At 71.2% G+C, this 13,497-nt stretch carries 17 protein-coding genes; 14 read left to right on the forward strand and 3 right to left on the reverse strand.

Annotation, left to right across the window (positions count from 1 at the left end):
• Positions 1 to 58: 58 nt before the first annotated feature.
• Genes ACNFOC_RS23160 through ACNFOC_RS23180 form a run of 5 tightly spaced genes read left to right on the forward strand, consistent with a single transcriptional unit; the run spans position 59 to position 2,752 of the window.
• Complete coding sequence (locus ACNFOC_RS23160) at positions 59 to 493, forward strand: roadblock/LC7 domain-containing protein (protein WP_416961018.1); 435 nt, start codon at positions 59 to 61, stop codon at positions 491 to 493.
• A 2-nt stretch (positions 494 to 495) separates the two neighbouring features.
• A complete protein-coding gene (locus ACNFOC_RS23165) occupies positions 496 to 867 on the forward strand; it encodes a DUF742 domain-containing protein (RefSeq protein WP_359613774.1) in 372 nt (123 codons plus the stop codon).
• Entirely contained in the window at positions 845 to 1,462 is a 618-nt protein-coding gene (locus ACNFOC_RS23170; protein WP_033281764.1) for a GTP-binding protein, read from the forward strand. Before ACNFOC_RS23165 ends, ACNFOC_RS23170 begins: the two co-directional genes overlap by 23 nt.
• A gap of 60 nt (positions 1,463 to 1,522) precedes the next feature.
• The gene (locus tag ACNFOC_RS23175) at positions 1,523 to 2,098 is read left to right on the forward strand and encodes a GAF domain-containing protein (RefSeq protein WP_416961019.1); all 576 of its coding nucleotides are present in this window, start codon (positions 1,523 to 1,525) and stop codon (positions 2,096 to 2,098) included.
• Between the two features lie 30 nt (positions 2,099 to 2,128).
• Entirely contained in the window at positions 2,129 to 2,752 is a 624-nt protein-coding gene (locus tag ACNFOC_RS23180) for a TetR/AcrR family transcriptional regulator (protein WP_416961020.1), read from the forward strand.
• On the opposite strand, the gene ACNFOC_RS23185 is transcribed toward ACNFOC_RS23180, so the two are convergent.
• Together ACNFOC_RS23185 and ACNFOC_RS23190 are read right to left on the reverse strand one after the other, a co-directional pair.
• Complete coding sequence (locus tag ACNFOC_RS23185; protein WP_416961021.1) at positions 2,753 to 3,976, reverse strand: YbfB/YjiJ family MFS transporter; 1,224 nt, start codon at positions 3,974 to 3,976, stop codon at positions 2,753 to 2,755.
• A 30-nt stretch (positions 3,977 to 4,006) separates the two neighbouring features.
• Complete coding sequence (locus tag ACNFOC_RS23190) at positions 4,007 to 4,300, reverse strand: muconolactone Delta-isomerase family protein (protein ID WP_416961022.1); 294 nt, start codon at positions 4,298 to 4,300, stop codon at positions 4,007 to 4,009.
• Positions 4,301 to 4,436: 136 nt separating this feature from the next.
• Here ACNFOC_RS23190 and ACNFOC_RS23195 point away from each other — a divergent pair, with 136 nt between their 5' ends.
• From ACNFOC_RS23195 to ACNFOC_RS23230, 8 genes are all read left to right on the forward strand, one after another.
• Complete coding sequence (locus tag ACNFOC_RS23195) at positions 4,437 to 5,363, forward strand: LysR family transcriptional regulator (protein ID WP_416961023.1); 927 nt, start codon at positions 4,437 to 4,439, stop codon at positions 5,361 to 5,363.
• A gap of 172 nt (positions 5,364 to 5,535) precedes the next feature.
• Positions 5,536 to 6,249, forward strand: coding sequence for an SDR family NAD(P)-dependent oxidoreductase (locus tag ACNFOC_RS23200; protein WP_416961024.1), 714 nt, complete (start codon positions 5,536 to 5,538; stop codon positions 6,247 to 6,249).
• 14 nt (positions 6,250 to 6,263) lie between these two features.
• Positions 6,264 to 6,635, forward strand: coding sequence for a YybH family protein (locus ACNFOC_RS23205; protein WP_416961025.1), 372 nt, complete (start codon positions 6,264 to 6,266; stop codon positions 6,633 to 6,635).
• A gap of 185 nt (positions 6,636 to 6,820) precedes the next feature.
• On the forward strand, positions 6,821 to 7,849 hold the full coding sequence (tdh, locus tag ACNFOC_RS23210) for an L-threonine 3-dehydrogenase (RefSeq protein ID WP_416961026.1): 1,029 nt from the start codon (positions 6,821 to 6,823) through the stop codon (positions 7,847 to 7,849).
• A 76-nt stretch (positions 7,850 to 7,925) separates the two neighbouring features.
• On the forward strand, positions 7,926 to 9,119 hold the full coding sequence (locus ACNFOC_RS23215; protein ID WP_416961027.1) for a glycine C-acetyltransferase: 1,194 nt from the start codon (positions 7,926 to 7,928) through the stop codon (positions 9,117 to 9,119).
• A 76-nt stretch (positions 9,120 to 9,195) separates the two neighbouring features.
• Positions 9,196 to 10,098, forward strand: a complete 903-nt coding sequence (locus ACNFOC_RS23220) for a LysR family transcriptional regulator (protein ID WP_416961028.1) — start codon at positions 9,196 to 9,198, stop codon at positions 10,096 to 10,098.
• 35 nt (positions 10,099 to 10,133) lie between these two features.
• Positions 10,134 to 10,718 carry a helix-turn-helix domain-containing protein gene (locus ACNFOC_RS23225; RefSeq protein ID WP_416961029.1) on the forward strand — a complete coding sequence of 195 codons (585 nt, stop codon included), beginning with the start codon at positions 10,134 to 10,136 and terminating at the stop codon, positions 10,716 to 10,718.
• A 32-nt stretch (positions 10,719 to 10,750) separates the two neighbouring features.
• Positions 10,751 to 11,344, forward strand: a complete 594-nt coding sequence (locus tag ACNFOC_RS23230; protein ID WP_416961041.1) for a GNAT family N-acetyltransferase — start codon at positions 10,751 to 10,753, stop codon at positions 11,342 to 11,344.
• Here ACNFOC_RS23230 and ACNFOC_RS23235 read toward each other — a convergent pair.
• Positions 11,287 to 12,768, reverse strand: a complete 1,482-nt coding sequence (locus ACNFOC_RS23235) for a hypothetical protein (RefSeq protein WP_416961030.1) — start codon at positions 12,766 to 12,768, stop codon at positions 11,287 to 11,289. The genes ACNFOC_RS23230 and ACNFOC_RS23235 overlap by 58 nt on opposite strands.
• A 175-nt stretch (positions 12,769 to 12,943) precedes the next feature.
• On the opposite strand from ACNFOC_RS23235, the gene ACNFOC_RS23240 reads away from it, so the two are divergent.
• Complete coding sequence (locus ACNFOC_RS23240) at positions 12,944 to 13,312, forward strand: fibronectin type III-like domain-contianing protein (protein WP_416961031.1); 369 nt, start codon at positions 12,944 to 12,946, stop codon at positions 13,310 to 13,312.
• Positions 13,313 to 13,497: the final 185 nt, after the last annotated feature.

The raw sequence follows: 13,497 nt of genomic DNA on the forward strand, positions 1-13,497 counted from the left end.
CACTGCCACCCCCACCCGCGCTCCCGCAGACCTTCGTACCCCAAGGAGTCGATCCACCATGGCGAGCGATGCGCCGACCGGCCATGTATCCGATCTCGACTGGCTGATGAGCGGCCTCGTGCAGCGCGTACCGCACACCACCAGCGCGGTCCTGCTCTCCTGCGACGGGCTGGTGAAGTCGGTTCACGGGCTCGACCCGGACAGCGCCGACCACATGGCCGCCCTGGCCTCCGGGCTGTACTCCCTCGGCCGTAGCGCGGGCGTCCGCTTCGGTGACGGTGGAGACGTCCGGCAGGTCGTCGTCGAACTCGACTCGACGCTGCTCTTCGTCTCCACGGCCGGCTCCGGCACCTGTCTCGCCGTGCTCGCCGGCCGTGAGGCCGACGCGGCCGTCCTCGGCTACGAGATGGCGATGCTGGTCAAGAGCGTCCGCCCCTACCTCGTGACCGCTCCCCGGCAGCACGCCGTCGAATCCCCTGCGATGAGGCCTTGAGCGTGGCGACGGCCGGCGACGGGCCTTGGTTGGACGACGCGGCCGGACGTCTTGTGCGCCCCTTCACGGTCAGCAACGGCCGTACCCGGCCCTCCGTCGCACTCGACCTCCTGTCGCAGGTGATGGCCACCGGCGCCACCCCCCTCGGCTACCTCGGACCCGAGCACGCGCAGGCGCTCGACCTGTGCCGCGCGCCCGTCTCGGTCGCCGAGGTCGCCGCCCACCTGAAGCTGCCGGCGGTGGTCACCAAGGTGCTGCTGTCGGACCTCGTGGACTGCGGGACGCTGACCACCAAGCCACCCGAGTTCCACCACAACCCCACTGACCGGTCTCTTCTGGAGGCAGTGCTCGATGGACTACGACGACAGCTCTGACTACGAGAGCGGCCACGATCCCTTCCCCACCGCACTGAAGATCCTGGTGGCGGGCGGCTTCGGCGTCGGCAAGACGACCTTCGTCGGCGCGGTGAGCGAGATCGCGCCGCTCAGCACGGAGGAGCTGCTCACCACGGTCAGTGCCGCGACCGACGATCTCGAAGGCATCGAGAACAAGGTCGAGACGACCGTGGCGATGGACTTCGGCCGGATCACCCTCGACCCGGAACACGTGCTCTATCTGTTCGGTACGCCCGGACAGGAGCGGTTCTGGTTCATGTGGGACGAGCTGTCCGAAGGCGCGCTCGGCGCGGTCATCCTCGCCGACACACGACGACTGGAGGAGTGCTTCGCGGCCGTCGACTTCTTCGAACAGCGCGGCCTCGGCTTCATCGTCGCGATCAACGAGTTCGACGGCTCCTACCGCTACGACCCCGAGGAAGTGCGTGCCGCCATAGACCTCGACCCCGGGATCCCGGTCGTCCGCTGCGACGCGCGGATCTCCAGTTCCGGAGTCCAGACCCTGCTGACCCTCGTACGCCATCTCATCGCGCACGCCCCGGCGCATGCGCCGAGCCATGGTGCCCACATGTGATCCCCGCACACCGCCACGGAGTTCCTCTATGTCATACGTCCACAGGGACGGAGTACGCCCATGAGCTACGACCCGCCGCGTCCGGCCGGTCGTCTGCTGCTCACGCCCGAGGACAAGGAGGCCCCTCAACGGAGGCGACGGCTGCGCGGGCTGGGCCTGGGGGAGCATCCGGACCCGGCGCTCGACGCCTTCGCGGACCATCTCGCCGAGCTCACCGGGGCGCCGTACGCCATGGTCAACTTCATCGACGAGAACCGGCAGTTCTTCGCCGGTCTGCACACCCCGGGCAGTGTGGGACTGCCCAGACCCGTGTCGGGAGGGGAGCACGCCAAGCCCGAGGTGGGCCGGCAGTTGGCGCGTGATTATGGGTTCTGCCCCCATGTGGTGGTCCGACGCAAGGCGCTGGTGCTGGAGGACGTCTGCGACTATCCGCGGTTCGCGGGCAATCCGGTGGTCGACGAGTTCGGCATCCGGTCCTATCTGGGGGCGCCGCTCATCGACTCCACGGGGATGGTGCTGGGCACCGTGTGTGTCGTCGACACGGAGCCGCGGCCGTGGGGGAAGCCGGGGCTGGAGACGATCAAGTCGACGGCGGCGGAGCTGGTGGCCCGCCTTGAGCTGCTCGGCGGTGGGTAGCTGCTAGCCGACCGGTCGTACAGTTGTCGTATGGGCAGGACAAGTGACGCCGGAGAGAAGATCCTCGCCGTCGGGCGGTCGCTCTTCGAGGCGCGCGGCTACTCGGCGCTGGGGGTGGCCGAGATCTGCAAGGCGGCCGGGGTGCCGAAGGGCAGCTTCTACTACTTCTACGCGTCGAAGGAGGCCCTCGCGCTGGCCGTCGTCGACGCACACTGGGCGGACCAGCGCCGGGAGTGGACGCGCATCCTGAGCGGTGGCGGTGACGGCGGAGCTGCCGGTGGTGCCCAACCGCTGGACCGGCTGCGGAAGTTGTTCGAGGAGACCGAGGCCGGGCAGCACGCCGTGCAGCAGGGCTGCGGCACCGTGCTGGGCTGTCTGTTCGGCAACCTCAGTCTGGAGATGAGCAACCAGACCGAGGCCGTTCGCGCGCGGTTGCAGGAGATCTTCGACGCCCAGGTCGAGATGGTCGCCGAGGTCGTCGGCGAGGCGCGCGACCGCGGTGACGTCACCGTCACCGACTCCCGGGAGGCGGCGCGTTCCGTCGTCGCCCAGCTGGAGGGCCAGGTGATGTTCGCGAAGCTCTACAACAACACCCGGCGCCTGAGCCCCCTTTGGGCCAACTGCCTGGCCCTGCTCGGGGCCCGCGCCGCCTGATCAGCTTTCGGCGGCCCGTATCTCCTCGGCCCGCACGGAGCGTCGTAGCGCCACCGCGTGACGCGGGTAGCCGGCCCGTAGGACGGCGGCCGCCACGGCCGCGGCGAGGACCACCGCGGCGGCCAGGAGCAGGGCCGGGCGGTAGCCGTGGTGCAGCAGTGGGGCCACGGCGAGGGGGCCGAGGATCTGGCCGACGGAGTAGCCGGCGGTCAACAGGGCCACCGAGCGCGGGAATCGCAACTCCGCCCCGGCCGCCAGGGCGAGCGTGCTGACGCCGATGAAGGTCGCGCCGAACAGCACCGCGCCGACCAGGGCCGCCACCACCCCGCCGACCAGCGCGGGCAGCGCGATGCCGACCGCCTGGATCACCAGCGCCACGCACAGCAGCCCGGGCCACGACCAATGGCGCCCGAGCCGGGCCCACAGCGCGGCGGACGGTACGGCGGCCAGCCCGACGAGCACCCACGCGCCGCTCCCGATCCAGCCGGGCGAGCTCTGTCCGATCGCGGCGACCAGGAAGGTCCCGGCGACGATGTAGCCGACGCCCTCCAGGGTGTAGCCGGCGAACAGGGCGCCGAACCAGGGGTCAACCACCGTTCCGGGGGCGCCGGTTGAGGGCTCGGCCGGCACTTCGGGTCGTAGGTTCCACGCGGCGGTCGCGAGCGCCGTGGCGAGCGCGGCCGAGGACCACCACGCGACCTGCCAGTCCGCGACGGAGCGCAGCGCGAGGACCAGCAGGCCGGAGAGCGCGATACCGGCGCCCACTCCGCCGAAGGCCCAGCCAGGGAGGTGCGGCGGGTGGTTCCGCAGGTGGCCGAGGGCAGAGGTGACCGCGACCACGAAGATCAGCGCGCTCGCGACGCCGGCCAGCAGGCGCAGTGCGATCCACAGTTCGGTGGTGCGGGTGGCGGGCATCGCGGCGAGCGTGCCGATCAGCAGGACGAGTGCGCCGCGGAAGACCGCGCGGGAGCGGACCAGAGTCGGCAGCAGGGTGCCTGCGAGGGCGCCGAGGAAGTAGCCGACGTAGTTGGCGGTGGCCAGGTGCGCGCCGGCGTCGGTGCTCAGGCCCGCCTGTGCGTGCATCAGCGGGAGGATCGGGGTGTAGACGAAGCGGCCCACCCCCATGCCGGCCGCGAGGGCGGCGGCGACCCGGGCGACATGGGGCCAGGGCGACAGGAGGGTGCCCTCCGCCCGGGGCGCGGGGACCGGGGCGCAAGAGCTCATGAAGGTGAATTCCCTTGCAGGTGGGGGGAGTTACTCCGCATGTCCGGGGTCGTTCGGGTGCGGTTCCAGCGGAGTGACGGCGAAGGTCATCCATGCGTGCAGGGGCAGGGTGCCGAGCACCTTCTCGTGGAGTTGCTCCTCGTCGTCGGCGCGCCAGACCCCGATGCTGCGCAGTTCGCCGACCGGACGCCACAGCCGCCCGAGGTGGCCGGTCGAGGCCAGTTCGCGGGCCCGGACGGCCTCGGCGGCTCGCCGCTCGTCGACCTCGTCCTGGGGTGTGCCTTCGGGGACGGTCGTGGTGATCTCGACCAGGAACTCTCGCATGATCTCGCTCCGTTCGGGCCGCCCGGCGGGACGACAGAGCGCCGGGTTCCATGCCCTCATCGTGGCCCGCGATCGGCCCGGGCGCCACGACGGGCTCGCTCTCTACTGAGAGGCCCGGCCTCCCAGCCCGCGTAGCATGACGGGCGTGGAGCTGCGCCAACTGCGGTACTTCGTCGCCGTCGCCGAGGAGCTGAACTTCGGCCGGGCCGCCGACCGCCTGCTGATCGCCGGGCCGTCCCTCTCCCAGCAGATCAAGGCCCTCGAACGCGACCTGGGCGTACGGCTCTTCGACCGCGACCGCCGCTCGGTCTCCCTCACCCCGGCCGGAGCCGCCCTGCTCCCGCACACCCGGGCCCTGCTGGAGCGGGCCGACGACCTCCGGCGCCGGGCCGGACGGCTCGCGGGCTCGGAGGCGGTCCGGCTCGGCTACGTCAACTGGCTTCCCGCCGACCTGACTTCGCGCACCGCCGGGGTGGCCCAGGTGCACGTCGACGCGTGGGTCGCGCCCTCGCACACGCAGGCCGCCCGGGTCGCGGACGGCAGCCTGGACCTCGCCGTGTGCTGGGTACGGGACGAGGACCTGAAGCGGCACGGACTGCGGGCCCGGCTGCTCGGCGCGGACCGGCTGTACGCGGTGGACACCGGCACCGACAGCGGTGACGTGCAGGCCCGGGACACCGTCCTGCTCCTCGACGACGACACCAATTCCTGGTCGTCCTGGAACGTGTACGCCGAGCAGCTCGCGCACGACACCGGGGCCCGCGCGCTGCCCATCTCCGACGGCGGGATCACCGGCCCCGCGTTCTTCGACCACGTCCGCCGCAGCCGCCGCCCGATCGTCAACTCGCCCAAGGGGCAGACCACTTCACTCCCGCCCGACCTGGTGCGCCGTGAGATCGTCGCACCGACCGTCCACTGGACCTGGTCGCTGGTGTGGCGCGAGGGTGAGACGCGAACCGCGGTGCTCGCCGCCGTGGACGCGCTCTGCGACGGCGTCGGCGCCAGCGACCTCGGGCTGCGCGCCCCCGACGCCTGGCTGCCCGAGGGCGACCCGCACCGTTGACGTGGGCTGGGAGGCCAGGCCTCCCAGCAGCGAGGATTCCGGTCCTGGGAAAAGCCCCTCTGACCTTTGCTTTCGCCGCTGTGGGTCGCCTACCTTCTCGAATAGGCGACCGGTCGGCTAGTAGAGACGGCCGACCGGGAGCACCTCAGTCATCACTTCGGAGAAGGTCGACATGAGCACTCAGAACCAGAAGGTCGCGATCGTCACAGGTGCCTCGCAGGGCATCGGAGCCGGCGTCGTCGACGCCTACCGCAAGCTCGGCTACGCGGTCGTCGCCACCTCGCGCACCATCGCCCCCGGCGACGACGCGGACGTGCTGACCGTCCAGGGCGACATCGCGGACCCGGCGACCGCCGAGCGGGTCGTCGCCGCCGCGATCGAGCGGTTCGGCCGCGTCGACACGCTGGTCAACAATGCGGGCGTCTTCGTCGCGAAGCCCTTCACCGACTACACGGCCGACGACTACGCGGCCGTGCTCGGCATCAACATGACCGGGTTCTTCCGGATCACCCAGCTGGCCATCGGGCACATGCTCGCCCAGGGCGGCGGCCACATCGTCAACGTCACCACCAGCCTGGTCGACAACGCGGACGCCCGCGTCCCCTCCGCCCTGGCCTCTCTGACCAAGGGCGGCCTGCAATCCGCCACCAAATCCCTCGCCATCGAGTACGCCACCCGCGGCATCCGCGCCAACGCCGTGTCGCCCGGCACCATCAAGACCCCGATGCACCCGGAGGAGACCCACACAGGCTTGGCCGGCCTGCACCCCGTCGGCCGCATGGGCGAGGTGAGCGACATCGTCGACGCGGTGGTCTTCCTGGAGAACGCGCCCTTCGTCACCGGCGAGATCCTGCATGTCGACGGCGGTATGAGCGCCGGTCACTGAGAAAGGTCGACGAGATGAACAGCACGAACGACGACGAACTCATCCTGCGCGGTGTCCTGGACCCCTGGAAAGCGGCCGTCGACGCCCACGAACCGGAGGCAGTGGCCCGGCTCTTCACCGAGGACGCGATCTTCCAGGGGCTGCACCCCTACGGCGTCGGACGGCAGGGCGTCGCCGAGTACTACGACTCCCAACCCCTGGGCATGACAGCCGAGTTCGCGATCCTCGAAACCCGGCGGTACGCCGACGACCTCGTACTCGGTTATCTGGACACGGAGTTCACGTTCACCGACCGGCCGCCGGTCGACGTCAAACTCGCCGTGCTGGTGAAGCGGCGGGCGGACGGCTGGTACATCGCCCACTACCAGGTGTCGCGGCTGGACTAGCGGGACCGGCGTCGAGGACGGGGGCGTGAAGGAAAGCTGCGGCGGCGCTTAAGAAATCCTCGATGGACCCGGCCGCCGCAGTACGGCAGATTGCTACGCGTTTCCACTCCTCGTCCCCGGAACGGGCTCCTCCGGCATGCCCGGACCACACCTCGCCCGGGGCCTCACCCTCAGGAGCCGTAGCGTTGAAGGCGCTGGTCAAGGAGAAGGCGGAGCCCGGGCTGTGGCTCGCGGACGTCCCGGAGCCCGCCGTCGGACCCGGCGACGTACTGATCAAGGTCCTGCGGACCGGGATCTGCGGCACCGATCTGCACATCCGGTCCTGGGACGGCTGGGCGCGGCAGACGATCCGTACGCCGCTGGTGCTCGGCCACGAGTTCGTGGGTGAGGTCGTCGGGACGGGCCGGGACGTCGCCGACATCGCCGTCGGTGAACTGGTCAGCGGCGAGGGCCACTTGGTGTGCGGCAAGTGCCGCAACTGTCTCGCCGGGCGGCGCCACCTGTGCCGGGCCACGGTCGGGCTCGGCGTCGGACGGGACGGGGCCTTCGCGGAGTACGTCGCGCTGCCCGCCGCCAATGTGTGGGTGCACCGCGTCCCCGTCGACCTCGATGTCGCCGCGATCTTCGACCCGTTCGGCAACGCCGTGCACACCGCGCTGTCCTTCCCGCTCGTCGGCGAGGACGTCCTGATCACCGGTGCGGGCCCGATCGGCTTGATGGCGGCGGCAGTTGCGCGCCACGCGGGCGCCCGGAACGTCGTGGTGACGGATGTGAGCGAGGAACGACTCGCCCTCGCCCGCAAGATAGGCGTGAGCCTGGCACTGAATGTGACAGACGCTCAGATCATCGACGGACAGCGGGAGTTGGGACTCCGCGAGGGCTTCGACATCGGCCTGGAGATGTCCGGCCGCCCCGAGGCGATGCGCGACATGATCGCCAACATGACGCACGGCGGCCGTATCGCCATGCTGGGCCTGCCCGCCGAGGAGTTCCCGGTCGACTGGTCCCGCATCGTCACCTCGATGCTCACCATCAAGGGCATCTACGGCCGTGAGATGTTCGAGACGTGGTACGCGATGTCGGTCCTGCTGGAGGGTGGCCTGGACCTCGCGTCCGTCATCACCGGCCGGTACGGCTACCGCGACTTCGAGGCGGCGTTCGCGGACGCCGCGAGCGGCAAGGGCGGCAAGGTCATCCTGGACTGGACCGCGTAACTCCCTTTGGGAGCGAGCAACTCCCTGTCGGGCCGAGCAACTCCCTTTCGGCGAAGGAACTTTAGGAGCTTCCCCCATGTTCGACTCCGTGCGCGACGACCTCCGCACCACCCTCGACGAGATCCGCGCCGCCGGACTCCACAAGCCCGAGCGCGTGATCGGCTCCCCGCAGTCCGCGACCGTGAACGTCACCGCGGGCGGCCGTCCCGGCGAGGTCCTCAACTTCTGCGCCAACAACTACCTCGGTCTCGCCGACCACCCCGAGGTCGTCGCCGCCGCCCACGCGGCCCTCGACCGCTGGGGCTACGGCATGGCCTCCGTGCGCTTCATCTGCGGAACCCAGGAGGTCCACAAGGAACTCGAGGCCCGCCTCTCCGCGTTCCTCGGCCAGGAGGACACGATCCTCTACTCCTCCTGCTTCGACGCCAACGGCGGTGTCTTCGAAACCCTGTTGGGCCCGGAGGACGCGGTCATCTCCGACGCCCTCAACCACGCCTCGATCATCGACGGCATCCGCCTCTCCAAGGCCCGCCGCCTGCGCTACGCCAATCGCGACATGGCCGATCTGGAACGGCAGTTGAAGGAGGCGTCCGGTGCCCGCCGCAAGCTGATCGTCACCGACGGCGTCTTCTCCATGGACGGTTACGTCGCACCGCTGCGCGACATCTGCGACCTCGCCGACCGCTACGACGCGATGGTCATGGTCGACGACTCCCACGCCGTCGGCTTCGTCGGCCCCGGCGGCCGGGGCACCCCCGAACTGCACGGCGTCATGGACCGCGTCGACATCATCACCGGCACCCTCGGCAAGGCCCTCGGCGGCGCCTCCGGCGGTTACGTCGCCGCCCGCGCCGAGATCGTCGCGCTTCTCCGCCAGCGCTCCCGGCCGTACCTCTTCTCGAACACCCTCGCCCCGGTGATCGCGGCGGCCTCCCTGAAGGTGCTCGACTTGCTGGAGTCCGCGGACGACCTGCGCGTCCAACTCGCCGCGAACACCGCGCTGTTCCGCCGGAGGATGACCGAGGAAGGCTTCGACGTCCTCCCCGGCGACCACGCGATCGCACCCGTGATGATCGGCGACGCGGCGGTGGCTGGACGGATGGCGGAACTGCTGCTGGAGCGGGGCGTGTACGTGATCGGCTTCTCGTATCCGGTGGTGCCGCAGGGGCAGGCTCGCATCCGGGTCCAGCTGTCCGCCGCGCACTCGACGGACGACGTGAACCGGGCGGTGGACGCGTTTGTGGCGGCCCGCGGGGAGCTGGACGCCTGAGCGGAACCGGCAGCCCGGGAACGGCTGGAAACCCGAGGGGACCGAACAGCTTGGACATATTGCGATAATCGGTCCCATGATCGAAGCGCGGCGGCTCCACATCCTCCGTGCGGTGGCAGACCACCGCACCGTGACGGCGGCGGCCGCCGCGTTGTATCTCACCCCCTCGGCGGTCTCGCAGCAGCTCGCCGCGCTGGAGCAGGAGACCGGTCACCGCCTGGTCGAGCGCGGCGCCAAGGGCGTACGGCTCACCCCGGCCGGCGAGATCCTGCTGAGTCACACCAACGTCGTCCTGGCCCAGCTGGAGCGGGCCGAGGCGGAACTCGCCGCGTACAGCTCGGGCGCGGCCGGCACGGTCACGGTCGCCGCGTTCGCGACCGGTATCGCCCAGGTCGTAGCACCCGCGGTGACCCGGCTCGCGCTCCTCGCGCCGGGCATCCGCCTCCGCGTCCAGGACGCCGAGGGTGACGCCAGCCTGCCGATGGTGCTGGACCGGCAAGTGGATGTCGCGGTCGCCGTCGAGTACCGCGGGGCCCCGCCCGCCGACGACCCGCGCCTGACCCATCTCCCGCTCTACGCCGAGCCGTTCGACGCGGTCGTCCCGGTCACCCACCGCCTCGCCGACGCCGCCGAGGTCCCCCTCGCCGAACTGGCCAAGGATCCGTGGATCGGCCCCTACCCCGGCAACCCCTGCCACGAGGTCGTCGTCCTGGCCTGCGAGAACGCCGGATTCCAGCCCCGCCTCGAACACTCCTCCGACGACTTCCGCGCCGTGGTCGCCCTCGCGTCGGCCGACGCGGGCGTGGCCCTCGTCCCGCGCTCGGCGCTGCGCGGCATGGACCTGACGGGAGTCGTCGTCCGGCCCGTCGACGGAGTGGCCCCGACCCGCCGCGTCTTCGCCGCCGTACGACGCGGCACGGAGGAGCACCCGCTGATCCGCCCGGTACTGGACGCACTCGAAGAAGTGGCCCGGACGTAACCTCGCCGTTTCATATCCGGGATACCGTCCCGGATATGAAACCGGAGGAAACGGCGACCGCCCCGGACCCCATGGACGCCCGGCTCGGCACCCGACTGGTCGAGCTGCGGGCCGAACACGGCTGGTCCCTGGGGGAGTTGGCGGAGCGCAGCGGGGTGAGCCGTTCGACCCTGTCCCGTGCCGAACGCGCCGAGATCAGCCCCACCGCCTCCCTCCTCAACCGCCTGTGCGGCGTCTACGGCCGGACCATGTCCCAACTCCTCAGCGAGGTGGAGGCCGAACCCGCCCTGCTGATCCGCGCCGCCGAGCAACCGGTGTGGGAGGACCGCGCCTCCGGTTTCGTACGACGATCCGTGTCGCCCCCGCACACCGGGCTGCGCGGCGAACTCGTCGAGGGACGGCTCCGCGCGGGCGCCGACCTCGCCTACGACCGGCCGCCCGTGCCCGGCCTGGAACAGCACATCTGGGTCCTGGAGGGCGCCCTCGACGTGACGGCCCAGGACACCGAGCACCATCTGGACGCCGGCGACTGTCTGCGGTTGCGGGTGTGGGGGCCGACGCGGTTCCGGTGCTCGGGGTCCCGTGACGTGCGCTACGTACTGGCGGTGGTGTTGCCGTGAACATGGACATGGACATGGACGCGAACATGAGCATGAAGGTGACGGTGCGGGGCCTGGACGGGCCTCAACTGCTTGCCGCTGTGGATGAGTTGGCGGACCTGTTGGTCGACACCGTGGACGACGGTGCCTCGATCGGGTTCCTCGCGCCGCTCGGCCGGGCGGCGGCCGTCGACTGGTGGCGGGAGCGTGCCGCCGGTGTGGCCGCCGGGCAGGTCGCCGTGTGGGCGGCGCTGAGCGGCGACCGGGTCGTCGGCACGGTGAGCCTGGCCTTCCCCGACAAGCCCAACAGCCGCCACCGCGCCGAACTGGTCAAGCTGATGGTGCACCGGGAGGCCAGGGGAGAGGGGCTCGGCCGCCGGCTCCTGACCATCGCCGAGGACGCGGCCGTCGCTGCCGGCATCACCCTCCTCCACCTGGACACCGAGACCGACAGTCCCGCCGAGCACCTGTACCGCTCCGCCGGCTGGACCCTGGCCGGCGTGATCCCGGACTACGCGGCGAGCCCGGCCGGGGTGCTGCGGCCGACGACTCTGTACTACAAGCGCGTGGGTGGGGGCGGGCGGTGCCGTCATGTGCCTCCGCTCCTCTCCGCCCTCGGGGCCAAGCGGAGGTCCAGCGCGCCATAGCGGTGGACGGGCCAGCCGCGGGCGTACGCGGGTGGGCGGCTGCCGGCCGGTCTGATGTCGGCGACGGGGATGCGGCGCGCCGTGCGGTCGAGGGTCGTCCGGGAGATGTTGGCGTTGTGGCCCCCGATCGCGGCGGAGGCGCAGCCCGCGGAGAAGGCGATCGGGATCGCGTCCTGGCCGGTGAGCAGGCAGGGCTTGCTCACCCCGAGGCGGTGGAGTTCGGCGGCGGTGCGGGACCACTCGCGGTGCTGGGTGTTCGTACGGCCCACCGTCCGCTCCAGGACGGCGAGTTGGATCGCCAGATGCCCGGCGAGCCCCACCGCGAGCAGGGTCACGGCCACCCCCCGCCATGCTCCGGCCGGTCTGGTGACCAGGTGGATCAGCGCGTCGGCGACCGGGATCGCCACCAGCGCGTAGGCGGGCAGCAGGAAGCGTGGAGCCGCGTATCCGATCATGAACAGGTACGGGAAGGCGGCCGTGGCGGCGCAGGCGAGCGGGACGGCGGTGGCCGCCGTGCGCCGTGCGCGGACCGCCACGACCAGTCCGACGACGGCGAGGACGGGGAGCACGAGCCACCACACGTCGACCACCGGGTTGGGCATTTCCGCCGTGCACGGGCGGCACAGCGCGCGTCCGCCCAGGCTGCGCAACTGGTCGAGGATCGCGACGTTCCAGCCCAGTCCGCCCTCGATGGCCGAGGCCTCGTGCAGCCGCTGGGTCAGGCCGCCGTAACTGACGTACGCCTCGATCACCCACTCCGCGGCGCCGGACGCGAGCCCGGCGAGGAGGACCACGAGCAGGCGCCACCGACGGACGGCCACGACGAGGACCAGCAGCGGCAGCGTCGCCCAGACCGCGTCCGTCGGGCGCGTCCACGCCATCAGGGACGCGCTCGCCGCCAGGCCCCACAGCGCGGCCCGGTCGGAGCGGTCGGCCCGGGCGCGCAGGCAGCAGCCCGCCGCGGCGAGGGCACCCACGGCGACCCAGTAGTTGGGCATGGCCTGCGGGCCGTAGAGGAGAGTCACCCAGAGGGAGGCGAACAGGGCGCCGGCCAGGGCGAGGACGCGGACGGGGAACAGGCCGCGCCAGGCGCGGAGTGCGAGGAAGAGGGCCAGGCCGGAGAGGGCGGCGAGGTAGACGCGGAGCAGGGTGGTGGACGAGGACCAGGAGGTGATGGGGGCGACCAGGAGGGAGACGCCACGGGCGCGGGGTGCGCTGAAGAAGGCGGCGGGGGCGTGCGCGCTGATCTGGCTGACGTAGACCGTCTCGTCCCAGCCGAGGCCCAACCCGGGGCGTACGAAGACCAGTTGGGCCAGGGTGAAGGCCACCGCCACCACGGCGAGCGGGAACTCCGAGCGGCGGGACGCGGTCGGCTGTCCGAGCCGTCGCGTCCCGGCGAGTGTGGCGCACGCACTGCCGGACATTGCCCACCCCTCCCCCTACAGTTTGTAGGGTTTCCAGCACCCTACAGCCCGTAGTCCTGAAGCCCGGAGCCAGGGAAAACATGGACAAACTACCTCGCGGCGGGCGCGGCTGTGGCCTGTTATTCAGCCAAGCGACTGACGGCCCCCGCCCGAGGTCTCAACCCCGTTGCCCCACTTGAGGGATCCGCCGTTCGCGTTCGGGGAGAGCCTCGGCCACACCACCGTCGCCTACTCCACCCTCGCCCTGCGGGAACAGGACGTGCCCATCGACGGCACGATCCACGCGACCGTACGCCTCACCAACACCGGCGACCGTCCCGCCCTGGAAACGGTCCAGGCGTTCGTCCGGACCGAGATCCTCCCGGGCGAGAGCGCCGACTTCGACATCGAGATCCCCGCCTCCCGCTGTTCCCTCGTCGGCGCGGACAACCAACGAGTCGTCGAACCGGGCGAGTTCGAACTGCGCGTCGGCACCAGCTCACGACATCGGCACCACCTGACGGCACGATTCCGGGCAATTGACATGCACGCAACCAATTCGTAACCTGCTGCAACCGTCGACGGCAGCAGGCCCAGGACTCGCCCCTCCTATTCAAAGGATGAAGGCATGGGTGTGGTACGCAGGCGCACGGTCATCACGGCACTCGGCGGTACGGTCGCCGCGGCGGCCGGCACGGGGACCGCACGGGCCGAGGAGCCCGGTTCGGTCGCGGACGCGCAGCGCGAGGC

Source organism: Streptomyces colwelliae, assembly GCF_048158785.1.
Classification (GTDB): domain Bacteria; phylum Actinomycetota; class Actinomycetes; order Streptomycetales; family Streptomycetaceae; genus Streptomyces.

Bases quoted from the DNA above. Each gene is read 5' to 3' on its own strand.
- ACNFOC_RS23160 (WP_416961018.1), top strand. From the start codon at position 59: ATGGCGAGCGATGCGCCGACCGGCCATGTATCCGATCTCGACTGGCTG.
- ACNFOC_RS23170 (WP_033281764.1), top strand. From the start codon at position 845: ATGGACTACGACGACAGCTCTGACTACGAGAGCGGCCACGATCCCTTC.
- ACNFOC_RS23175 (WP_416961019.1), top strand. From the start codon at position 1,523: ATGAGCTACGACCCGCCGCGTCCGGCCGGTCGTCTGCTGCTCACGCCC.
- ACNFOC_RS23180 (WP_416961020.1), top strand. From the start codon at position 2,129: ATGGGCAGGACAAGTGACGCCGGAGAGAAGATCCTCGCCGTCGGGCGG.
- ACNFOC_RS23185 (WP_416961021.1), bottom strand. From the start codon at position 3,976: ATGAGCTCTTGCGCCCCGGTCCCCGCGCCCCGGGCGGAGGGCACCCTC.
- ACNFOC_RS23190 (WP_416961022.1), bottom strand. From the start codon at position 4,300: ATGCGAGAGTTCCTGGTCGAGATCACCACGACCGTCCCCGAAGGCACA.
- ACNFOC_RS23195 (WP_416961023.1), top strand. From the start codon at position 4,437: ATGACGGGCGTGGAGCTGCGCCAACTGCGGTACTTCGTCGCCGTCGCC.
- ACNFOC_RS23200 (WP_416961024.1), top strand. From the start codon at position 5,536: ATGAGCACTCAGAACCAGAAGGTCGCGATCGTCACAGGTGCCTCGCAG.
- ACNFOC_RS23205 (WP_416961025.1), top strand. From the start codon at position 6,264: ATGAACAGCACGAACGACGACGAACTCATCCTGCGCGGTGTCCTGGAC.
- ACNFOC_RS23215 (WP_416961027.1), top strand. From the start codon at position 7,926: ATGTTCGACTCCGTGCGCGACGACCTCCGCACCACCCTCGACGAGATC.
- ACNFOC_RS23220 (WP_416961028.1), top strand. From the start codon at position 9,196: ATGATCGAAGCGCGGCGGCTCCACATCCTCCGTGCGGTGGCAGACCAC.
- ACNFOC_RS23225 (WP_416961029.1), top strand. From the start codon at position 10,134: ATGAAACCGGAGGAAACGGCGACCGCCCCGGACCCCATGGACGCCCGG.
- ACNFOC_RS23230 (WP_416961041.1), top strand. From the start codon at position 10,751: ATGAAGGTGACGGTGCGGGGCCTGGACGGGCCTCAACTGCTTGCCGCT.
- ACNFOC_RS23235 (WP_416961030.1), bottom strand. From the start codon at position 12,768: ATGTCCGGCAGTGCGTGCGCCACACTCGCCGGGACGCGACGGCTCGGA.